The following is a 24330-nucleotide window of genomic DNA, read 5'->3' on the forward strand; positions in this document are numbered from 1 at the left end:
TGTGCTCTTCCGATCTCGACGGCGTCGTCGGCCGGTGCGGCGTCCACCCCCGCCACCGGCCGGTCCGCCGGGTCGACCCAGGCCACCACGCTCGCCGTACGGCCCTGCGCGGCCAGCGTACGGGCGGTGTGGACGGCGACCGCGTGCCGCCGGCCCGCCGCCGGTAGGTCGGGCGCACCGAGGACGCCGGCGAGCGGGGTGAGCAGCACGACGGTGTCCGGCCCGCCGGTGAGGTCGAGTTCGTCGGCGTCGACGCCCGTGTCGGCGTGCACCAGGGCGGTCACCCCGGGTCCGGTCGTCGCGCCGGCCAGTTCGTCCGGGTGCACCCGGCGGACCGTCGCCCCCTCGGCGGTGAGCCAGCCGCCGATCAGGTCGGCACCCGGGCCGTCGCCGGTGACCAGCACCGTGCCGTGCGGCGTCCACTCGGGACCGCCGGCGGGTACCGGGGTGAGTCGGCGGGCCCGGGCCCCGCCGGGACGCAGTTCGAGGTGCTCGGTGGTCGGGTCGGCAGCGGCGATGGCGGCCACCAGCAGCCCACCGGTGTACGGGTCCGGGTCGGTGGGCAGGTCGAGGGTGCCCCGCCAGGTGTCCGGCCACGCCCAGCCCAGGGCCCGACCCCGGCCGATGGTCGCGGCGTCCCCGGTGACCTGCCACACCGGGCCGGTGCGGGCGGTGAGCAGCGGGACCGGGTCGGCGGTGAGGGCGAGGATGCCGGTGACCGGGGTGCTGCCGGGCCCGTCGGTGATCTCGACCCGGGCACCGTGCCCGGTGAGCAGGTCGGCGAACGGGCGCGCGTCGACGGTGTCGTCGGTGACGATGCGCCAGTCGCCGTCGAGGGTCGGGGCCGCCGGCAGGTCGACGGTGTGCCAGGTTTCCTGGATCAGGTACGGCTCGTCGCCGCGGCGTACGGATTCCAGCCAGTACCGCTGCCGTTGGAACGGGTACGTCGGCAGGTCGACGACGGTGCCGCCGCCGTAGTACCCCCGCCAGTCCACCTCGTGCCCGCGCACCCACACCTGCGCCAACCCCGTCACCGCCGACACCGCCTCGTCGGCACCCGGCCGGAGCATCGGGATACCGTCGGTCAGCAGAGACGACAGACCACCATCCGGGCTCAACTCCCACCAGGAGCGGGGACCAGCCGCCTCGATCGCCTCGTGGAACCGCACCGGCTCACGCACCTGCCGCACCCAATAATCCGGATCCCCCAGATCCTCGACCGTTCCGGTGACGGTCGACACCACCGGAATCCGCGCCGGACCGAACGACAACCCCTCCACCACCGCACGGAACCCGTCCAACATCGGTTCCATCAACGGCGAATGGAACGCGTGACTCACCGACAACCGCCGCTGCCGCACCCCCAACGCCGCCGCCACCGCCTCCGCCACCCGCAGCGTCTCCCGCTCCGGACCAGCGATCACCACCGCCGACGCACCATTCACCGCCGCAATGACCACGTCACCGGACAAGAACGGCTGCACCGCCCCCACCGAGGCCCGCAACGACACCATCGCCCCACCCACCGGCAACGCCGCCATCAGACGAGCCCGCGCCGACACCAACACCACCGCATCCGCGAGGGACAACACCCCCGACACATGCGCGGCAGCGATCTCCCCGATCGAATGACCCACCAAAACCGCAGGACGCACACCCCACGACTCCACCAAACGGAACAGCGCCACCTCCACCGCGAACAACGCCCGCTGCGCAACACCCGTCCCATCCAGCCCCACACCAGAGCCGATCGCCTCATGGACATCCGGCCCCAACAGCCCACACACCTCGTCGAACACCGACGCGAACACCGGAAACGCCCGATACAAACCCGAACCCATCCCCACCCGCTGACCACCCTGACCCCCGAACACCAGACCCAGACCGGGGGCTGGGACCGTCACCGGGCCATCGCCTGCGGTCAGTTCCCGGATCTCCGGGGTCAGCGACGTCGAATCCGCGACAGTCTCACCGTCGAGCAGCACCGCCCGCTCACCGAACACCGACCGCGTCGACGCCAACGACCACCCCACATCCACCGCCGACGGCCCGTCCGACCCTGCCGCCAACGGCCGCAACCGCCCCAGCAGGTCCCGCACTCCGGCGACCGACCGCGCCGACACCGGCCACGGCATCACCCCCACCGGCACCCGTGAACCCGCCACCACCGCATCCGCCTCCGGAGCACCCGCCTCCACCGGCGGCGGTTCCTCCACGATCACGTGCGCGTTCGTCCCACTGATCCCGAACGACGACACCCCCGCCCGCCGACGACCACCATCAGCCACCACCCACTCCCGCGACCCCCGCACCACCTCCACCCCACCCGACGACCAGTCCACCAACCCCGACGGCTCGGCCACGTGCAACGACCCCGGGACGATGCCGTGCCGCATCGCCAACACCACCTTGATCACCCCAGCAACACCCGCCGCATGCTGCGTATGGCCGATGTTCGACTTCACCGACCCCAACCACAACGGCACCACCCGACCCCGCCCGTACGTCGCCAACAACGCCTCCGCCTCGATCGGATCACCCAACCGGGTGCCCGTCCCGTGGCCCTCCACCACCTGCACGTCGGACACCGACAGACCCGCCACCGCCAACGCCCGACGAATCACCCGCTCCTGCGACGGACCACTCGGCGCCGTCAGGCCGTTCGACGCACCATCCGAATTCACCGCACTACCCCGCACCACCGCCAACACCCGATGACCAAGCCGACGCGCATCCGACAGGCGCTCGACCAGGAGCATGCCGGCGCCCTCGCCCCAGCCGACACCGTCGGCGTCGGCCGAGAACGCCTTGCACCGTCCGTCCGGGGCGATCCCCCGCTGCCGGCTGAACTCGACGAACGTGCCCGGGGTGGACATGACCATCACCCCACCGGCGAGCGCGAGGTCACTCTCCCCGGCGAGCAGCGAGCGGACGGCCAGGTGCAGGGCGACCAGCGACGACGAGCAGGCCGTGTCGATGGTGACCGCCGGGCCGGTGAGCCCGAGCTGGTAGGCGACGCGTCCGGAGGCGACGCTCGCGGTGTTGCCGGTGAGCAGGTGACCCTGCACCTCGGGCGGGGCCTCGTGCAGGCGGGGTCCGTAGTCCTGGTCGGTGGCCCCGACGAACACGCCGGTCGGGGTGCCGCGCAGCGTCGTCGGGTCGATGCCGGCCCGTTCCACCGCCTCCCAGGACAGTTCGAGCAGCAGCCGCTGCTGCGGGTCCATGCCCAGCGCCTCACGGGGTGAGATGCCGAAGAACTCGGCGTCGAAGTCCCCCGCGTCGTGCAGGAAACCACCGGTGCGGGTGTACGTCGTGCCGGGGTGGTCCGGGTCGGGGTGATAGAGCCGGTCGACGTCCCAGCCCCGGTCGGTGGGCAGCGGGGACGTCACGTCCACCCCGTCGGCGACCACCCGCCACAGGTCCTCCGGGCTGCGTACGCCGCCGGGGAACCGGCAGGCCATGCCCACGATGGCGATCGGCTCGGTGGCGCGTTCCTCCCATTCGCGCAGCCGGCCGCGCGCCTCGCGGGCGTCGGCGATGGCCCGTCGGAGGTACTCGCGCAGTTTGTCCTCGTCCGCCACGTCAGTCCACTCCCAGTCAGGCAGGGTCGGGTGTCAGTTCTGTTCGTCGACGAGCGCGAACAGTTCGTCGTCGGTCGCGGCGTCCAGGTCCACGTCGGGGACGGCCGCCGCCGGGGTCGGACCGCACATCGCCAACAGGTCCCGCAGCCGGTCGGCGACGGCACCGGTGGGTCGGTCGGTGAGTTGACGCATCGCCTGTTCGAGCCGGCCCAACTCGGCCAGGACGCCGGTGGGGCTGCCGTCCGGTCGGGGCGGGGTGTCCAGCGCCAGTTGGCCGCGCAGGTAGGTGACCAGTTCGGTCAGGGTGGGGTGGTCGAAGACCACTCCGGCGGCCAGGCGCAGCCCGGTGGCGGTGCCGAGCCGGTTACGCAGTTCGAGGGCGGTGAGCGAGTCGAAGCCGAGGTCGCGGAAGGCCCGGTCGGGGTCGACGACGCCGTCGCCGCCGTGTCCGAGCACCGCGGTCACCTGGGCACGGACCAGGTCGGTCAGGGCGGTCGTCCGGTCCGCCTCGGTGAGCGGGGCGAGCCGGTCGGCGAGGGTGCCGGCCGTCGCCTGGCCGGTGGCGGTCTGCCGGCGGGAGGTCCGGGTGACCAGGCCGCGGAGCAGGGCGGGCAGCGCGTCGCCCTGGGCGCGCAGCGCGGGCAGGCCGAGTTTGGTGGGCGCGACCACGGGCAGGCCGGCGGCCAGGCTGTCGTCGAGCAGGCTCATCCCCTCCCCGGCCTCCAGCGGGCGCAGCCCCTCGCGGGCCATCCGGGCCAGGTCCGTCTCCGACAGGTGCCCGGTCATGCCGCTGGCCTGCGCCCACAGTCCCCAGGCCAGGGAGACGGCGGGCAGCCCGGCGGCGCGGCGCAGCGCGGCGAGGCCGTCGAGGAAACCGTTGGCGGCGGCGTAGTTGGCCTGCCCCGGGGTGCCCAGCAGCCCGGCGAACGAGGAGAACAGCACGAACGCGGACAGGTCCCGGTGCGCGGTCAGCTCGTGCAGGTGCCAGGCGGCGTCCACCTTGGCCGCCAGGACGGTGTCGAACTGGGCCGGGGTCAGGGCGGTGAACAGCCCGTCGTCGAGGACACCGGCGGTGTGGAACACGGCGGTCAGCGGGTGCGCGGCGGGAATGTCGGCGAGCAGCGCGGCGAGGGCGTCGCGGTCGGCGACGTCGCAGGCGACCACCCGGGCCCGCGCGCCGAGGTCGGCCAGGTCGGCGACCAACTCGGCCGCGCCGGGGGCGTCCGGTCCGCGCCGGCTGACCAGCAGCATTTCGCGTACGCCGTGGGCGGCGGCCAGGTGCCGGGCGGTGAGCCCGCCGAGGGTGCCGGTGGCCCCGGTCACCAGGACGGTGCCCGCCGGGTCCAGCGGCTTCGGCACGGTGAGCACGACCTTGCCGATGGTGCGGGCCTGTTGCAGGGCCCGGAACGCCTCCCGGGCGCGGCGCACGTCCCAGGTGGTGACGGGCAGTGGGGCGAGCACCCCGGCGGCGAAGAGGTCCAGCACCTCGGCGAGGATCGCCCGCAGCCGCTCCGGTTCGGCCCCCTCGGCGTCGGGCGCGGTGACCGCCAGGGCCGTGAGGTCGTACGGCCGGTAGTCGACGGTGGGGTACGCGGCGTGCACCTCGGCGCGGTCCCGGATGTCGGTCTTGCCCATCTCCAGGAAGCGTCCCCCGTCGGCGAGCAGGCCGAGCGACACGTCGACGAAGTCGTCGGCGAGCGAGTTGAGCACCACGTCCATCCCGCGTCCGCCGGTGGTGGCGCGGAACGTCGCCGCGAAGTCGAGGGTGCGGGAGTTGGCGATGTGGTCGTCGTCGAGGCCGAGCGCGCGCAGGGTGTCCCACTTGCCGGGGCTGGCGGTGCCGAACACCTCGGCCCCGAGGTGGCGGGCGAGCTGCACGGCGGCGATACCGACCCCACCGGCGGCGGCGTGGACGAGCACCCGGTCACCGGGTCCGACGCGGCCGAGGTCCACCAGTCCGTAGTAGGCGGTCAGGAACACCACCGGCACGGTGGCCGCGCGGGCGTACGACCAGTCGTCGGGCATCCGGGCCAGCAGCCGCCGGTCGGCGACGGCGACCGGCGCGAACGCGCCGTCGAAGTAGCCGAACACCCGGTCGCCGGGGGTGAGGTCGGTGACGGCGGACCCGACGGCGAGGACCTCACCCGCGCCCTCGGCCCCCATCAGCGCGTGCTGCTGCGGGACCAGCCCGAGGGCGATGAGCACGTCGCGGAAGTTCAGCCCACCGGCACGGACGGCGAGCCGGACCTCGGTGGGGCCGAGCGGCTGCCACACCTGCGGGCAGGGTTCGAAGGCCAGGCTGTCCAGGGTTCCGGGGCGGGTGACGACCATCCGGTGCGCCCCGTCGGTGGGCAGTGGCACCAGGTCGGGCCCGGCGGCGGCGAGCCGGGGCACGGACGCGACCCCGGACCGGACCGCCACCTGCGGTTCCCCGCTGGCCAGCACCGGGCCGAGCAGGTCGTCGGGCACCGCCGTGGCGTCGACGTCGAGCAGGACGACCTGGTCGGGGTTCTCGGTCTGGGCGGTGCGCAGCAGACCCCAGACGGCGGCGGCGGGCAGGTCGGTGCCGGTGGGGCCGGCACCGGTGGTGACCACGACCAGGCGCGCGGTGTCCGGGTGCTCGGCGGCGAGCCAGGTCCGCACGTCGTCGCGGACCCGGCTCAGGGTGGCCCGGATGTCGGCGGGGACGTCCCCGGTGGCGGCGGGGCGGACCACGAGCACCTCGGTGCCGGCCGGGACGGGTGCGGCGGCGGGCAGGTCCAGTGGCGTCCACTCCACCCGGTACAGGGCGTCGCGGGACGGTGCGGGTGCGGCGGCCGGCCGCAGCACGACCGCGTCGAGGACGGCGACGACGGTGCCGCCGGGGTCGGCGGCGACGACCCGCGCGGTGCCCTCCGTCCCCTCCCCCGCCGACAGGTGTACGCGCAACGCGGTCGCCCCGGTGGCGGTCACCCGCACGCCCGACAGGCTGAACGGCAGGCCCGCCGGCCGGTCGCCGACCACGCCCGGCAGCATCGGGTGCAGCGCCGCGTCGAGCAGCGCCGGGTGGACGAGGAACCGGTCGGCGTCGGCGGTGGGGAGCGCCACCTCGGCGTAGACGTCACCGTCGGGTCCGGTCCACGCGGCGCGCAGGCCACGGAAGGTCGGGCCGTAGTCGTAACCGTGTGCGGCGAGCCGGTCGTACGCACCGTCCAGGTCGACCGGTTGCGTGCCGGCCGGCGGCCACACCAGCGGGAACGGCGGGGTGTCCGGGGCGGCGGACGCGACGCTGCCGGTGGCGTGCAGGGTCCACGGGTCGTCCTCGGCGGCCCGGCCGTGCACGGTGACCTGCCGGACGCCGTCGGCCTCCGGTGCACCGACCCGGACCTGCACCCGCACCGACGCCCGGTCGGGCAGGGCGAGCGGGGCGACCAGGGTCAGTTCGCGCAGTTCGTCGCAGCCGACCTCGTCACCGGCGCGCAGCGCCAACTCCACCAGGGCGGTGCCGGGCACCAGGACCGTGCCGGAGAAGACGTGGTCGGCCAGCCAGGGCTGGGTGCGGCGGGACACGCTGCCGGTGAGCAGGACCGTGCCGTCGGGCAGGGCGGTCACCGCGCCGAGCAGCGGATGGGCCGCCGGGTCGAGGCCCGCCCCGGAGACCTCGCCGCGGGGTTGCCGGGTCAGCCAGTACCGCTCGCGTTGGAACGGGTAGGTGGGCAGGTCCACGCCCCGGGCCCCGGGGAACAGCGCGGTGAGGTCCACCGGCACCCCCCAGGTGTAGACGGTGGCGGCGGCGGTGAGGAACTGGTCGAGGCCGCCCCGGTCGCGGCGCAGCGAACCGGCGACGCGGGCGTCCGGTGCCGTCTCGGTGAGCCCGACGGCGAGCACGGGGTGCGGGCTGATCTCGACGAAAACGCCGTGCCCGTGGCCGGTCAGTTCGGTGACGGCGTCGTGGAACAGCACGGTGTGCCGCAGGTTGCGGTACCAGTAGTCGGCGTCCATCGGTTCGGTCAGCGGACGGCCGGTGACCGTGGAGTACAGCGGCACCCGGGGCGGCTGCGGTGCGACGTCGGCGAGGAGCGCGGTGAGCGACGCGCCGAGGGGTTCGATGTGCGCGGAGTGGGAGGCGTAGTCCACGTTGACCATGCGGGAGCGGACGTCCTCGGCGGCGAAGCGGGCGTGCAGGTCGGCGAGCGCGTCGGCGTCGCCGGCCACCACGGTGGAGCGTGGACCGTTGAGCGCGGCGATGGACAGCCGCCCGCCGTGGCCGGCGAGCCGGTCGGCGACGTCCTCGGCCGGCAGGGCGACGGAGAGCATCCCACCGCCGCCGGTGATGTCCCGCAGGGCCCGGCTGCGCAGCGCCACCACCCGGGCGCCGTCGTCGAGGGTGAGCGCACCGGCGACGACGGCGGCGGCGATCTCGCCCTGCGAGTGTCCGACGACGGCGTCGGGTTCCACCCCCAGCGAACGCCACAGCGCGGCCAGCGACACCATCACCGACCACAGCGCGGGCTGCACCACGTCGACCCGGTCGAGGGCCAGGTCCGGGTCGGTGACGTCGAAGTCCACGTACGGGGCCAGGGCGGTGGCGCAGGCCCGCATCGACGCGGCGAAGACCGGTGACTGCGCCATCAGCGGCGCGGCCATCCCCGTCCACTGGCCGCCCTGGCCGGGGAAGACGAACACGACGCCGCCGTGGTCGCCGGCGGTGCCGACCACCAGGGCGGGTTCGGCGTCGCCGCCCGGTCCGGGCTGCGGGTCGTGGCCGGCGAGGGCGCGCAGGGCGGTGGCGTGATCGGCCAGCACGACGGCACGTTCCGGCAGGTCGGCGCGGGTGGCCGCGAGCGACCAGCCCAGGTCGGCGCTCGGGGCGTCGTCGTCGAGGAGGTCGGCGAGCTGGTCGGCGCGGGCCCGCAGTCCGGCGGGGGTGACGGCGGAGAGCACCAGCGGCACCACGGCCGGGGCGGTGGCGGGGTCGGGCCCGGTGGGCGTCGGCTCCGGCGGGGCGGCCTCGATGACGACGTGCGCGTTGGTGCCGCTGATCCCGAACGAGGAGACGGCGGCGCGGCGTACCCGGCCGGTGTCGGGCCAGTCCCGGGGTTCGGTGAGCAGCCGCACCGCGCCTGCGGACCAGTCCACGAACGGCGACGGCGCGGAGACGTGCAGGGTCGCCGGCAGGGTGCCGTGGCGCATCGCCTCGATCATCTTGATGATGCCGCCGACGCCGGCGGCGGCCTGGGTGTGCCCGACGTTGGATTTCAGCGACCCGAGGTAGAGCGGTTCGACGCGGTCGTGGCCGTAGGTGGCGAGGACGGCCTCCGCCTCGATCGGGTCGCCGAGGCGGGTGCCGGTGCCGTGCGCCTCCACCGCGTCCACGTCGCCGGGGGTGAGTCCGGCGTCGGCGAGCGCCGCCCGGATCACCGCCCGCTGGGAGCGGCCGTTGGGGGCGGTCAGCCCGTTGGACGCGCCGTCGGAGTTGACGGCGGTCCCGCGCAGCACGGCCAGCACCGGGTGCCCGTGGCGGCGGGCGTCGGAGAGGCGTTCCAGCAGCAGCACGCCCACGCCCTCGCCCCAGCCGGTGCCGTCGGCGTCCGCCGAGAAGGACTTGCAGCGTCCGTCCGGCGACAGGCCCCGCTGCCTGCTGAACTCGACGAACGTGCCGGGGGTCGACATGACGGTGACCCCGCCGGCGAGGGCCAGCGAGCACTCACCGGCGCGTAGCGCCCGGACGGCCAGGTGGGTGGCGACCAGCGACGACGAGCACGCCGTGTCGACGGTGACGGCGGGTCCGGTGAGCCCGAGCACGTACGCCAGCCGGCCGCTGAGCACGCTGCCGGTGTTGCCGGTGAGCAGGATGCCCTCCAGGTCGCCGGGCATCGCGTCGACCGGCGGCGCGTAGTCGTGGTACATCTGCCCGGCGAACACGCCGGTGGTGCTGCCGCGCAGCGAGTACGGGTCGATGCGGGCGCGTTCCACCGCCTCCCACGCCGTCTCCAGCAGCAGCCGCTGCTGGGGGTCCATCGCCAGCGCCTCGCGGGGCGAGATGCCGAAGAACGCCGGGTCGAACTCGTCGGCCCGGTGCAGGAAGCCGCCCTCGCGGACGTAGCTGTGCCCGGGGCGGCCCGGGTCGGGGTCGTAGAGGTCCTCCGGCCAGTCGCGGTTGACCGGGAACTCGGAGATGGCGTCCCGTCCCTCGGCCACCAGCCGCCACAGGTCCTGCGGGGAGTCGACCCCGCCGGGGTAGCGGCAGGCCATGCCGATGACGGCGATCGGGTCGTGGGCGTCGGTGACGCTGCCGGCCGCCGGGCCGTCCGGGTCGGTCCCACCGGTCAGCTCCCGCAGGTGGTCGGCGAGCGCCGCGACCGTGGGATGGTCGAACACCACCGTCGCCGACAGCGCCAGCCCGGTGACCGAGGCGAGCCGGTTGCGCAGCTCGACGGAGGTGAGCGAGTCGACACCGAGGTCGGTGAGCGCGGCCCGCACCCCGACCTTCGTCCGGTCGGTGTGGCCGAGGACGGCCGCCACCTCGGCGCGGACCACCTCCGCCAGGTCCCGGTGCGACGGGCCGTCGGTGACCGGGCGGGGGTGGGCGGCCCGGGGGCGGACCAGGCCGCGCCACACGGCGGGCAGTGTCGCCGGATCGTTCGCCGTGGCCAGCCCGGCGGTGTCCAGCAGCATCGGGACCAGTAGCGGGCCGGGCAACCCGAGGGCCCGGTCGAACAGGGCCAGGCCGTCGTCGTGCCGCAGCGGGGCCACCCCGTTGCGGGCCATCCGGGCCAGGTCGGCCGCGCCGAGCGTCTCGGCCATGCCACCCTCGGCGGCCCACAGCCCCCAGGCCAGTGAGGTGGCGGGCAGGCCGGCGGCGTGCCGGTGGGCGGCGAGCGCGTCGAGGAAGGCGTTGCCGGCGGCGTAGCTGGCCTGGCCGGCCGCGCCGATCTGCTGGGAGATCGACGAGTACAGCACGAACGCGGCCAGGTCGAGGTCGGCGGTGAGCCGGTGCAGGTGCCATGCCGCGTCCACCTTGGGTCGCAGCACGGCGTGCAGCGCCCGGGGGGTGAGGGTGGCGACGAGGCCGTCGTCGAGCACGCCGGCCGCGTGCACCACGGCGGTGAGCGGCAGGTCGGCGGGGATCAGGGAGAACGCGGCGGCGAGCTGCTCCGGGTCGGCCGCGTCGCCGGCGGCCAGGGTCACCACCGCGCCGTACGCCCGCAGTTCGTCGGCGAGTTCGGCGGCGCCGGGGGCGTCCGCGCCCCGGCGGCTGAGCAGCAGCAGCCCCCGTACGCCCAGGTCGCGTACCAGGTGGCGGGCGAGTCCGGTGCCGAGTGCGCCGCTGGCGCCGGTGATCAGGACGGTGCCGTCGCCGAGGTCGACCGGGGCGCTCGGGGTGTGGTCGTCGCGGCGCAGCCGGGGCACGGTCAGCGCGCCACCGGCGAGGCGTACCTCCGGTTCGTCGAGGGCGGCCACCCGCGCCAGGTCCGCCGCGTCGACAGCGGTGTCGTGGTGCAGGAGGACAAACCGGCCCGGGTGTTCGGTGCGGGCACAGCGGACGAGCCCGGCGGCGACGGCCAGGGCCGGTGCGTCGTCGGCGACGGTGAAGACCACGGTGCGCCCGTCGTCGGTGGCGAGCGCGGCGTGGATCTCGTCGAGGACGTCCTCGGCGACGGCGTGGGCGGCGGCTGCCTGGTCCGCGCCACGGGCGGCGAGCGCCACGGCGGTGACCGGGCGGGGCGTGCCGGTGGGGGCCGGTGCCGGCACCCAGCCCCGGGTCAGCACCTCACCGCGCCGCACCGCGCCCACCGGCCGCCAGACCAGCGAGGCGACCTCGGCGACCAGCGTGCCGTCGTCGTCCACCGCCGTCATCGACAGCGTCTCCGGCCCCGTCCAGGTGTACGCCACCCGGAGCCGGCGGACGCCGGTGGCGTGCACCTGGACGCCGGACCAGGCGAACGGCAGCGCGGCCGGGCGGGCGTCGTCGGCCACGCCGGGCAGCGCCGGGTGCAGCGCGCCGTCGAGCAGGGCGGGATGCAGCAGGTACGGCTCCACCGGCTCGCCCGCGTCGAGTTCGACCTCGGCGTGAAGGCCGTCCCGGGTCCGCCAGAGGCGACGGAGTCCCTGGAACGCCGGCCCGTAGTGGTAGCCGTGGGCGGCGACGGACTCGTAGACGCCGGTCAGGTCCAGTTCCTGCGCGTCGGCCGGTAGCCGGGGAGGGGCCGACGCCGGCCGGGCGGGTGTCAGGGTGCCTACGGCATGCCGGGTCCAGTCGGTCGAGTCGGCGGCGCGGGCGTACACGGTGACGGTGCGGTGGCCGTCGACGGTCGGCGGCCCGACGGCCACCTGGAGCGCGACGGCGGTGGGGCCGACCGGGAGGGGGGTGAGCAGTGTGAGGTCCTCGACGCGGGGGCAGTCGCACTCGGCACCGGCGCGCAGGGCCGCCTCGAGGAACGCGGTGCCCGGCAGCAGCGTCCGCCCGTCGACGACGTGGTCGGCGAGCCAGCGGTGGCTGCGGGTGGAGACGCGGCCGGTCAGCAGCACCCCCGCGTCGTCGGCGAGGTCCACCGAGGTGGACAGCAGACCGTGCCGGGTGCCGGTGGTCCCGACCGCGGGCTGGTTGTCGAGCCAGTACCGCTGCCGTTGGAACGGGTACGTCGGCAGGTCGACGACCTTCCCCCCGCCGTAGTACGCCCGCCAGTCCACCTCGTGGCCGCGCACCCACACCTGCGCCAACCCCGTCACCGCCGACACCGCCTCGTCGGCACCCGGCCGGAGCATCGGGATACCGTCGGCCAGCAGGGACGACAGACCACCGTCCGCGCTCAACTCCCACCAGGAACGGGGACCAGCCGCCTCGATCGCCTCGTGGAACCGCACCGGCTCACGCACCTGCCGTACCCAGTAATCCGGCTCCCCCAGATCCTCGACCGTTCCGGTGACGGTCGACACCACTGGAATCCGCGCCGGCTGGAACGACAGGCCCTCGACCACCGTGCGGAACTCGTCGAGCATGGGTTCCATCAACGGCGAATGGAACGCGTGACTCACCGACAACCGCCGCTGCCGGACGCCCAGCATGGTCGCTGCCGCCTCCGCCGCCCGCAGCGTCTCCCGCTCTGGACCAGCGATCACCACCGCCGACGGACCATTCACCGCCGCAACCACCACGCCACCAGACAAGAACGGCTCCACCTCATGCGCGGAAGCCCGCAACGACACCATCGCTCCCCCGGCGGGTAGCGCCGCCATCAGACGAGCCCGCGCCGACACCAACACCACCGCGTCCGGCAGGGACAACACCCCCGACACATGCGCGGCAGCGATCTCCCCGATCGAATGACCCACCAAAACCGCCGGCTGCACACCCCACGACTCGACCAGCCGGAACAACGCCACCTCCACCGCGAACAACGCCCGCTGCGCAACACCCGTCCCATCCAGACCCACCCCGGACGAGATCGCCTCCCGCACGTCCCCACCCAACAGCCCACACACCTCATCGAACACCGACGCGAACACCGGAAACGCTTGATACAAACCCGCACCCATCCCCACCCGCTGACCACCCTGACCCCCGAACACCAAGCCCAACCCACCCGACGCCAACGCCCGCACCCCAGAAGCAAGCGACACCCCATCCGCGACCACCACACCGTCAAGCAACACCGCCCGCTCGTCGAACACCGACCGCGTCGACGCCAACGACCACCCCACATCCACCCCCGACACCCCAGCCACCATCGACTGCAACCGCTCCACCAGCTCCCGCACCCCGGCGGCGGTCCGCGCCGACACCGGCCACGGCGTCACCCCCACCGGCGCGGGCAACACCTCGGCGGAGGACCCCACGCCACCGACCGGCGTACCCGCCGCCGGGGTCTGTCCCGACGACACGGGCGAACCGCCTCCGGCCGGCACCTCCGGCTCAGCCGGCGGTTCCTCCACGATCACGTGCGCGTTCGTCCCACTGATCCCGAACGACGACACCCCCGCCCGCCGACGACCACCATCAGCCACCACCCACTCCCGCGACCCCCGCAGCACCTCCACCGCACCCGACGACCAGTCCACCAACCCCGACGGCTCGCCCACGTGCAACGACCCCGGCACCGTCGCGTGCCGCATCGCCAACACCATCTTGATCACCCCGGCGGCACCGGCCGCGTGTTGCGTGTGGCCGATGTTCGACTTCACCGACCCCAACCACAACGGCACCACCCGACCCCGCCCATACGTCGCCAACAACGCCTCCGCCTCGATCGGATCACCCAACCGGGTCCCCGTCCCATGCCCCTCCACCACCTGCACCTCGGACACCGACACACCCGCCACCGCCAACGCCCGACGAATCACCCGCTCCTGGGACGGACCGCTCGGCGCCGTCAAACCATTCGACGCACCATCCGAATTCACCGCACTACCCCGCACCACCGCCAACACCCGATGACCAAGCCGACGCGCATCCGACAGGCGCTCCAGCACCAGCATCCCCGCGCCCTCGGCCCACCCCGTCCCGTCGGCGTCGGCGGAGTACGCCTTGCACCGGCCGTCCGGCGACAGCCCGCCCTGCCGGCTGAACTCGACGAACATGCCGGGCGTGGACATCACGGTGACGCCCCCGGCCAACGCCAGCGAACACTCGCCGTTGCGCAGCGCCGAAGCCGCCAGGTGTACGGCGACAAGCGACGACGAGCAGGCCGTGTCGACCGTCAGCGCCGGCCCGGTGAGGCCGAGGGTGTACGCGATACGGCCGGAGGCGACGCTGGGGCTGACGCCGGTCAGCAGGTAGCCCTCGGCGTCGGGGTGGGCCTCGTGCATCCGGGGGCCGTAGTCGCCCCCGGTCGCGCCGGCGAAGACACCGACCCGGCTGTTCCGCAGGGAGGTGGGGGCGATTCCCGCGCGTTCCAGCGCCTCCCAGGAGACCTCCAGCAGCAGCCGTTGCTGCGGGTCCATGCCCAGCGCCTCACGGGGTGAGATGCCGAAGAACGCGGCGTCGAAGCCGGCGGCGTCGGCGAGGAACCCGCCCGAGCCGGTGCCGAGCCGGCCCGAGTCGCGCAGCGCCGTCAGGTCCCAGCCCCGGTCGTCGGGGAACTCCCCGATGACGTCGGCGCCGTCGACGAGCAGCGTCCACAGGTCCTCCGGTGAGGCCACCCCGCCCGGGAAGCGGCAGGCCATCCCGACGATGGCGACGGGTTCGTCCACGACGGTCGACGTGTCGTCGTCGGCTTCGTCGTCCGGGGCCGGGTCGCCGTCGGCGAGCAGCACGGTGAGCCGTTCGGCGAGCGCGGCGGGGGTGGGATGGTCGAACAGCAGCCCGCTCGGGAGGACCAGACCGGTGGCGGCGGCGAGTTCGTCGCGCAGCTCGACCGCCAGCAGCGAGGTGAAGCCCAGGTCGTGGAAGGTGGTGGTGGCCGCGATGACGGCGGGCGCGCGTCCGCCGAGCACCCGTCGGACGAGGACGTCGATCTCGGCGGTGAGGTCGCGGTCGGCGGCCGGCCGGCCGGTACGGGTGGGTTCCGGCCGGGCTCCGACCCAGTGCCGGGTGCGTTGGAACGGGTAGGTGGGCAGGTCGACGACCCGGCCCGCGCCGCCGAGTAGGGCCCGCCAGTCCACCGGGTGGCCACGGGTCCACACCGTCCCGGCGGCGGTGACCAGGCTGGTGGCCTCGTCGTGGTCGACGCGCAGGGTGGGAACGCCGCCGTCGATCAGGGTGGACAGCGAGCCGTCCGGTCCGAGTTCCAGCCAGGTGCCGACGTGGTACGCGGTGCCGGCCCCGGTGACGGCGGCGTGGAAGAGCACCGGTTCGCGCACCTGGCGTACCCAGTGTTCGGGGTCGGTCAGGTCGGCGGGCGCACCGGTCACGGTGGAGACGACGGGCAGGGTGGCCGGCCGGAACGTCACCGTCGACAGGACCCGGCGGAACCGGTCGCACATCGGGTCCATCAGGGGCGAGTGGAAGGCGTGGCTGACCCGCAGGTGCCGTACCCGGGCCCGGGTCGCCGCCGCGATCTCCCCGGTGACCGCGCGCAGCGGCCCGGCGGGTCCGGCGAGCACCGTCGCGTCGGGGCCGTTGACGGCCGCGACGACCACGCCGTCGCGCAGGAACGGGCGTACGACGGAGTCGGCGGCGCGGACGTGCGCCATGGCCCCGCCGGCGGGCAGCGCCTGCATCAGTTCGCCGCGTGCGGACACCAGCCGTACCGCGTCCGGCAGGTCGAGCACCCCGGCGACGTGCGCGGCGGCGATCTCGCCGATCGAGTGGCCGACGAGCACGTCGGGGTGGACGCCCCACGACTCCAGCAGCCGGAACAGCGCCACCTCGACGGCGAACAGGGCGGGTTGGGTGGTGCCGGTGGCGTCGAGCCCGTCGCCGGTGCTGATCGCCGTGCGCAGGTCCACCCGGGCCAGGTCGCACACCTCGTCGAACGCGGCGGCGAAGACCGGGTGGGCCGCGTGCAGGCGCAGTCCCATGCCGACCCGTTGGGCGCCCTGACCGGCGAACACGAATCCCAGGGCGGTGTCGCGCGCCTGGCCGGTGACCACCCGGTCGCCGACCACGACGGCCCGGTGGGTCAGTTCCGCCCGGGTGGTGGCCAGGGACCAGGCCACCGCCGCCGGGTCGGCGTCGTGCTCCCGCAGGCGCGTCACGGCGGCGTCCCGGGCCGGGTCGGACTTCGCGGACACCGGCCAGGCCAGGACCGGCACGTCCGGCGGCACCGGGGCGGTCGGCGGCGCGTCGGTGGGGGCCTCGCCGAGGACCACGTGGCAGTTCGTCCCGCCCATGCCGAACGAGCTGACTCCCGCCACCAGGGGCCGGTCCGGGCGCGGCCAGGGCGTCGGGTCGGTGACCACCGTCAGGCCGAGCCGGGGCAGGTCGATGTCGGGGTTCGGGGTGGTGAAGTGCAGGCTCGGCGGGAGTTGGCGGTGCCGTACGGCCAGCGCGGTCTTGATCAGTCCGGCGATGCCGGCGGCACCCTCCAGGTGGCCGATGTTGGTCTTGACCGAGCCGACCGCCAGCGGCGCGGCCGGGTCGCCGAGCGCCCGGCCCAGCGCGCCGGCCTCGATCGGGTCGCCGACCCGGGTGCCCGTGCCGTGCAGTTCGACGTACTGGACGTCGGCGGCGGTGGTGCCCGCGCGGCGGTGGGCGGCGCGCAGCGTCGCCTCCTGGGCGGCCGGGTCCGGGGTGGTGGGGGTGCCGCCCGCACCGGCGGAGACCGCGCTGCCCCGGATCACGCAGTAGATCCGGTCGCCGTCGGCGAGCGCCCGGTCGAGCGGTTTGAGCAGGACCGCTCCCCCGCCCTCGCCCCGGACGTAGCCGTTGGCGCGGGCGTCGAAGGTGTGGCAGCGACCGTCGGGGGACAACCCGCCCCAGTCGTCGGAGATGTGGCTGCTCTCCAGCAGCAGGGCCAGGCTCACCCCGGCGGCGAGCGCGGTCGTCGACTCGCCGCTGCGCAGGCTGGCGCAGGCCAGGTGGACGGCTACCAGCGAGGACGACTGGCCGGTGTCGACGGTGACGCTCGGCCCGTTGGCGCGCAGGAAGTACGACAGCCGGTTGGCGATCATGCTGCGGTGCAGGCCGGTCATCGCGTGGCCGGAGCGCAGCGCGGTGCGGTGGCGGTGTGCCACCTGGGCGTAGTCGTCCCAGGTGGTGCCGACGAACACGCCCAACGGGGTGCCGGCCACGGCGTCGGCGGGCACCCGGCCGTCCTCCAGTGCCTCCCAGCCGAGTTCGAGCAGGAGGCGTTGCCTCGGGTCGAGCAGTGCGGCCTCGCGGGCGCCGATGTCGAAGAAGGGCGCGTCGAAGGTGTCGACCTCGGTCAGGAAGGCGCCCCAGCGGGCGGCCCCGGTGGCGGCGGGCCAGCGGTCCCGGACGTCCCGGACGGCGCTGCGGCCCGCCACGAGCAATTCCCAGAATCGGGTCGGGTCCGGTGCTTCGGGGAAACGGCACGCGATGCCGGTGATCGCGATGTCCGCCGTGAAATCAGCCGACTCGTATCCGTACAGGACAGCCACGTATTTCCCCCGGGTTCGACGCGGTGGGCGCAGTGACGCGAAGCGCGTGGGAATTGCAGATGATCGAGAGAGGTACTTCGATCCGCTCCGCCAACGACCCGTCCAGAGTCGATCAGTGATCGACGGTCTTCAACCCCTAGATTTCCCCTAGAATCGTCAACTCCACGTTTAATCGATGTTTATCGGCAACGCATTCCGCTCGCTTTTCGGTCACCGTCCCCACGATGGACCCGGGCGACCCAGCGCCGCCGCCACGGCGTGCGACGGCGGGCGGCCACGGACCGATCGCCACTGGGCGAACTCGGCCGCGCCGGGCGCGGGTGCCGATTGAAAGGGCTGCCCTGGCGGGCTTTCCGGCCGGCACGGCACCGGGTGGCGACGGGGCCGGAAGCCGCCCCGCCACGCCGACGGACCGGCCGACGCCACATCGGCGACGGCCACCCGGGCACCGATACGCATGCTGATCAGAACCGGACTCGTATTGTTTCGTCAATCGCCGGGCCGTGCCGCACACCACCGGGCTCCGCGACGTGCAATTACCACGGGGGAAAAATGCTCGGAAGTGGATCAGCGACCACCGACAATGGGGGGGCGACGGCGGAAACACGACTGTTCCCCGGCGGAAACAATTCACCGCGCCGGTGCCGACGCTCCGGGATAACGCGAACAATCAACGGGGGAAAGCGCGGCGCCGGCGTCGACGCAGCGGACGCCCGGCGCGGGAACAGGACGCGCGACCGGCACGACGAGCCGATGCGTGCCCGGCGCTCCGCGCAGCAGGGCGGGGTTGCCTGCCCTCGCGGGGGCCACCGCCCCGACGAGCAGAACGGGCCAACTCCGGGAGGCGAGGACCGGATCGGGGCACGGCGGACGGTCGCTCCGAAGAGGGCCGGAGTCACGTACCCACGGGCGGGAATCCTCCGGCAAGCCAGCGGCCAGCGGCCAGCGGCCAGCGAATCTACCGTCCGGCCAGGGGGCGGACCGCTGCGCCGCGCCGATATCGGAGCCGGGGCAGGCGCCCGGGAATGAGGCGCGGCGGTAGCACCGGTCGACCCGACGCCTTGTCTCGTGCTGCGGCCTCCGTCACCGGCTGCCCCTCGCACCGGGGGCCGGTGGCGGAGGCCGCAGTCGGCCCGGGCTCCGGTCCCGTGCCGGCACAGGGGTCGGGTCCGTCATGGACGGTCGACCCCGGTCACGGGACCACCCCGGGCCACCCGCCCGATCCGCTGCCGCGCCCATCCCGCGCAGCCGATCGGGCGGGTTCCGGCCCGCGTCCAGGCCGCCGGACGGGCGACGCCCCGCGGCGGCTACCACTCGGTGCCGGCCCGGACGCGGCGTTCCGGGCCGACGGTCAGGACGCGGTGTGTTCCGCGCCGGAACTCAGTAGGCGACGGCGAAGTGCGTGCGCGGGTGTGCGCCCTGCTCGGCCTCGTCGAGGACGGCGATGGCGAAGTCGCGGTAGGAGATCCGGCTGGCACCGTCGGCGTCGGCCAGCATGCCGGTGTCGCCCGCGCGGTACGTCCCGGTCCGCTCGCCCTCCGGGTCGAACTCCATCGCCGGCACCACCACCGACCACTCGACCGTCGCCGGCGCCTCCCGCAGCACGTCGAGCGCCGCCGCGTGGGCCTTCGCGAAGTCCTGGAACTGCGCCGGGAAGCCGGGGGTGTCCATGACCCGGACGCCGGGCGCGGCGTCGAGGTAGGCCGACAGGCCGATGGCGACGAGGCGGCCCCCGCCGGTTTCGGCGACGGCGTTGACGAGCGCGCCCGCGGCGGCGGTGAAGAACGTCGCCATGTTGTCCCCGGCACCGGGGGCGACCGCGTTCACCACCGCGCCCGCGCCCTTGACCAGGGCGGCGACCTGCGACTGGTCGGTGACGTCGCCGGCGACCACCTCGACGCCGGAACCGGAGAGGTCGGCGTACCGGGTGGTGTCCCGGACGACCGCGACGACCTCGTGCCCACGGCTGGCGGCCTCGGCCACGATCGCCCTGCCCGCCTTGCCGCCTGCGCCGAACACTACGATCTTGGTCACTGGTCGTCCCTCTCTCGCGATGCCGATGTTCCGGTGCCGCCCACGCGTACGGGCCGTACGGCCGCGAACAGCGCCGGCGTGCCACGGTAACGAGGACCGAGGTTTCCTCCGGGAAACTCGTTAGGCTGGTTCGGTGACGGACTCCACCTCGCGCTTCGATCCGGTCTGCCCGTCGGGCATTGCGCCGATCCACATCGGCGACAAGTGGACGGCGATGGTGATCTCCCTGTTGGCCGAGGAACCGATGCGGTACTCCGACATCCGGGCGCAGATCGGCCCGGTCACGGCGAAGGTGCTGACGGCGGCGCTTCGCGGCCTGGAGCGGGACGGCTTCGTCGCCCGGATGGAGCAGCCCGGCCCGCCACGCAGCGTCCACTATGGCCTGACCGAGCTGGGCCGGACCCTGTTGCCCGCCATCGAGCTGGCCGTCCAGTGGGCACAGGACCACCTCGGCGCGATGCTCGACGCGCAGGAGGCATACGACCGCGAACATGCCCGACAGGGCCGGGCAGAACTGCGCTGATCAGGCATTTCTGTATTGATTCAGGGTGCCGGCCGGATAGCTCAGCGCATCCATTACCGTCGACTCAGGTGATCCAGGACACAATTCCCCTAGGGGAGATATAGGGGTTCTGGCGAGCGCTTCGACCGTTGGCGACGGCGAAATTCCCATAGTAAGGTTACGGTCCGTTCGACAGGTGGCGAGCGCATCGCCGCGCGCCCCCATTGACGTTTCTTCGCCGGGCCTCGACGCATCGGGCGCGGTGTCCACCCCACATTCACTCAATTCCAGGGGGAAGCTTGTCCCGGTTGAGCCGCAGGCGGTTGATGTCCGGTGTCGGCACCGTCATCGCCGGCGCAGGTGCGAGCACGCTGATCGGCGACCACGTGGTCGCCGCGCCCGCCCAGGTCGACAGCCTGGCCGGTGGGCAGAAGACTCCCGGGCCGGTGACGATCGGCCCCACCGACCGCCGTTACGCCGACGCCCTCCAACGCGGGTTCAACCGCCGCTTCGTCGGCAGCCCGGAGGCGGTACGGATCGTCAGCACCACCAAGCAGGTCGTCGCCGCGGTGCAGGCGGCCGTGACGGCCGGCAAGAAGGTCGTGGTCCGCAGCGGCGGGCACTGCCTGGAGAACTTCGTCGACGACCCGGCGGCGAAGGTCGTCATCGACCTGGTCGAGATGCGCTCGGTCACCTTCGACACCACCCGTAACGCCTTCTGCGTGCAGGGCGGTGTCACCCTCGGTGACCTGTACCGGCGGCTGGACTGGGGGTGGGGCGTCACCCTCCCCGGCGGCTCCTGCCAGAGCGTCGGCATCGGCGGGCACGCCACCGGCGGCGGGTTCGGCATGCTCTCCCGGCAGCACGGCATCGTCGCCGACTACATCGACGCGGTCGAGGTCGTCATCGTCGACGCGACCGGCACGGCGAAGTCCGTCGTGGCGACCCGGGCCACCGGGGACCCGAACCGCGAGCTGTGGTGGGCGCACACCGGTGGCGGGGGCGGCAACTTCGGCATCGTCACCCGGTTCTGGCTGCGCAGCGCCACGGCCACCGGCACCAACCCGAGCACGCTGCTGCCGACGCCGCCCGGCGCGGTCGCCAACACCATCCTCACCTGGAACTGGGCCGACGTGTCCCGGGCGGACTTCGTCCGGATCATGGCAAACTACGGCACCTGGCACGAGCTCAACAGCGCCCCCGGGGCCACCGGCACCCGGCTGTTCTCCGCGCTGACCGCCAACCGCAGCGAGTACGGCCGGCTGTCGGTCGTCGCCCAGGTCGACCCCACGGTCAGCGGCAACAACACCCTGCGCAGCTCCTACGTCAGCGCGATCACCGCAGGCGTCACCGCGACGCCGACGATCCTCGACACCGGCACCCGGCCGTGGCTGACCACCACGCTGAACCTGCCGACCACGGCCGCCGCGTTCGGCATCACCGGCCCGCTGCGCTCCAAGAGCAAGGGCGGCCTGCTCAAGCAGCGCTACACCGACGCCCAGGCGGGGCGGGTGTTCGACCGGCTCACGGCGAGCGGCTACACCAACCCGGCGTCCGGCCTGACGCTGCTGTCGTACGGCGGGGCGATCAACGCCACCGCTCCCACCGCGACGGCGACGGCGCACCGCTCGTCGGTGATCGCCGCGTCGTTCACCAGCTACTGGGACGACCCGAGCGCCGACGCGGTGAACATCGACTGGCTGCGCGGGCTCTACCGGGACGTGTACGCCGAGACCGGCGGGGTGCCGGCGCCGGACGCCCGCAACGAGGGGTCGTACATCAACTGGCCCGACATCGACTTCCTCGACAGCACCCAGAACACCTCCGGTGTGTCGTGGTCGACGCTGTTCTACGGCGACAACTACCCGCGCCTGCAACTGGCCAAGGCGGCCTACGACCCGCTCAACGTGTTCAGCCACGTCCTGGGCGTGGCGGCTCCGTGACCGGACAGGTCCTGGTGGTCACTGCGGGAGCCGGTGGGATCGGCTCCGCAGTGGCCCGCCGCTTCCGGTCCCGGGGTTGGCGGATCGTGATCGTGGACCGCGACGCCGGGCGGGGGCGCGCGGTGGCCGACGGGTGCGACGGGCTGTTCGTGCACACCGACGCCACCACCCTGGCCGGCTGCCAGGAGTACGTCGGGGCGACCCTGGCCCGGTACGGGGCGCTGGACCTGGTGCACCTCAACGTGGGCGTGCTCGCCGGCACGGCGGTCGGCGACGGGTTCGACCCGCAGGCGTACCGGTCGATGATGCGGACCAACGTCGACTCCGTCGTGTTCGGCGTGCAGGCCGCGTACGCGCCGATGCGGGCGCACGGCGGTGGCGCGGTGCTGGTCACCGCCAGCACCACCGGGTTGCGTCCGTCGCCGGACGCGCTGTACTCGGCGAGTAAGCACGCGGTGGTCGGGCTGGCCCGGTCCCTCGCGGGCCCGCTCGGGCAGGTGAACATCCGGATCAACGCGATCTGCCCGGGCGCGGTGGACACCCCGATGCTCGCCGACCGGCGCGAAGCGCTGGTACGCGCGGGTGTCGGGTTGGTGACACCGGAGGAGGTGGCCGCCGCCGCCGAGCAGGCGCACGCGACGGGACGTACCGGCGAGGCGTGGATCGTCAACGCCGGGCACCCGGTCGCCCCGCATCCGTTCACGGAGGTCGTCATCGCGGGAGAGGAACGGATCTCCCGCTGACGGGCCGTACCGCCGGCACGTCCCGGTAAAGATCAGCGGTCGAACAGACAGGAGTGCTTTCATAGGGGCCGGTCACGCAATTCGGAACGACTTGCACGGCAGGGGGACCAATGATAACCGAACCCTTATTCGGCGATTACCCGGAAGAGTTCCCGGCAACGTGGTTGCGGCCCGATGTCGATTCCGCACGACAGCGGATCAGGCAGGTCGTCGGTTACGACCGGGTGTTCAGGAGAATCGAGGCGAGCCTCGAACCGCTCGCCGGCCACCCCGAGGCACGTGAATCCGACCGGTGGAAGTCGCTGGTGCTGGCCTCCTGCGATTTCCCCGGTGCCCTCGACCGGCTCACCGACCTCTACCCCTGCGGCGAGTCCCGGCGCGGCACGTCCCTTGAGGACATGAGCCGCGAGCAGTTGATGACCCTCGGGCTGGTCAACGCGATGACCGCCACCTGGCCCGGCCTGGACCACGTCACCATGGCCCGTGACTACCTGGAGAACCAGGGCGGCCAGATCCCCACCGGCGTCGAGTGGCTGGTGAGTTGCGCGATCCGCATCCTGCTGCTGTCCGGGGACCCGACCGCCGCCGCCTGCGCGGCGGCGGCCCGGCAGCGTCTCGGCGGGCAGAACCCGGTCGGTTGGCGGGCCCGGCTCACCAGCCTGCACGCCGTCTGCGCGCTGCTCGACGGCGACGTGCAGGGCGGCGTCGAGTGGGGTGAGCGGGCGCTGCGGATGATGCAGCCGAGGCGCTGGGCGCACCGGATCGGTGAGCCGCTGGCCACCGTGGTCCTGGGCAACCTGGCCCTGGGCCGGATCGGCGCGGCGGTGCACCACCTGCGCACCACCCCGTCGGCGTTGATGGACGAGTCCAGTTACAGCCTCTGGTACCGGCACGGCTTCGGGCACTTCTGTCTGGGCACCGGGGACCCGCGCGGCGCGGTGACCCGGTTCATGAGCTGCGGGCGGAGCATGGCCGAATGGGGCATGGCGCTGGAGCACCTCTTCCCGTGGCGGCTGGCGGCGGCGGCCGGCTACCAGATGCTCGGCGAGCAGGACGTCGCCGTACACCTGGTGGATGCGGCGCTGCAGGCCCGTGGCGACGAGATACGGGCCCGGGCCATGCAGACCGCGGACACCGTCGGGGAGGTCTTCAGCGGTGCCCGCGAGGCGATCCTCACGACGCTGGAGCGATTCTCGTCGAGCCCCGACTTCTTCCTGATCCTGCGCCGGTTGCAGACCGAACCGCTCGACTTCGACCGCGGGGACTACGCTACCGTCACGGTGCTGGAGCGGCGTCCGGTGGCGTTCCTGTCGACGCTGACCGACAGCGAGTTGAAGGTCGCCACCCTGGCCGGCCGGGGCAAGCAGAACAAGATGATCGCCCGGGATCTCAGCATCACGATCAGCACGGTGGAGCAGCATCTGACCCATGTGTACAAGAAGCTCGGCATCGGCAACCGCAAGGAACTCCGCCTGATCCTGGGCTGACCCACCGCGTCGCCGACGACGCTCCCGACCTGATCGCCCTCACCACGGACCCGGGCC

6 protein-coding genes and 1 pseudogene are annotated in these 24330 nt (G+C 73.7%); 4 read left to right on the forward strand and 3 right to left on the reverse strand.

Features of this window, described 5'->3' with window-relative positions; genetic code table 11:
* From H1A17_RS19935 to H1A17_RS19945, 3 genes and pseudogenes are all read right to left on the reverse strand, one after another.
* Positions 1-3551, reverse strand: a pseudogene (locus tag H1A17_RS19935) (type I polyketide synthase); the annotation flags it as partial.
* A gap of 63 nt (positions 3552-3614) precedes the next feature.
* Positions 3615-17564 carry a type I polyketide synthase gene (locus H1A17_RS19940; protein WP_194822631.1) on the reverse strand — a complete coding sequence of 4650 codons (13950 nt, stop codon included), beginning with the start codon at positions 17562-17564 and terminating at the stop codon, positions 3615-3617.
* 1380 nt (positions 17565-18944) lie between these two features.
* A complete protein-coding gene (locus H1A17_RS19945; RefSeq protein WP_194822632.1) occupies positions 18945-19598 on the reverse strand; it encodes an NAD(P)-dependent oxidoreductase in 654 nt (217 codons plus the stop codon).
* A 133-nt stretch (positions 19599-19731) separates the two neighbouring features.
* Here H1A17_RS19945 and H1A17_RS19950 point away from each other — a divergent pair, with 133 nt between their 5' ends.
* The 4 genes from H1A17_RS19950 to H1A17_RS35615 all read left to right on the forward strand — a co-directional run bounded on the left by H1A17_RS19950 (position 19732) and on the right by H1A17_RS35615 (position 24273).
* Complete coding sequence (locus H1A17_RS19950; protein ID WP_240762827.1) at positions 19732-20121, forward strand: helix-turn-helix domain-containing protein; 390 nt, start codon at positions 19732-19734, stop codon at positions 20119-20121.
* Positions 20122-20408: 287 nt separating this feature from the next.
* The gene (locus H1A17_RS19955; protein ID WP_205789441.1) at positions 20409-22043 is read left to right on the forward strand and encodes an FAD-binding protein; all 1635 of its coding nucleotides are present in this window, start codon (positions 20409-20411) and stop codon (positions 22041-22043) included.
* Positions 22040-22786, forward strand: a complete 747-nt coding sequence (locus H1A17_RS19960; protein ID WP_168222455.1) for an SDR family NAD(P)-dependent oxidoreductase — start codon at positions 22040-22042, stop codon at positions 22784-22786. Before H1A17_RS19955 ends, H1A17_RS19960 begins: the two co-directional genes overlap by 4 nt.
* A 224-nt stretch (positions 22787-23010) precedes the next feature.
* Positions 23011-24273, forward strand: coding sequence for a helix-turn-helix transcriptional regulator (locus H1A17_RS35615; protein WP_168222454.1), 1263 nt, complete (start codon positions 23011-23013; stop codon positions 24271-24273).
* The last annotated feature ends 57 nt before the right edge of the window (positions 24274-24330 follow it).

The organism is Micromonospora sp. S-DT3-3-22, from assembly GCF_015354745.1.
GTDB lineage: Bacteria > Actinomycetota > Actinomycetes > Mycobacteriales > Micromonosporaceae > Micromonospora > Micromonospora wenchangensis.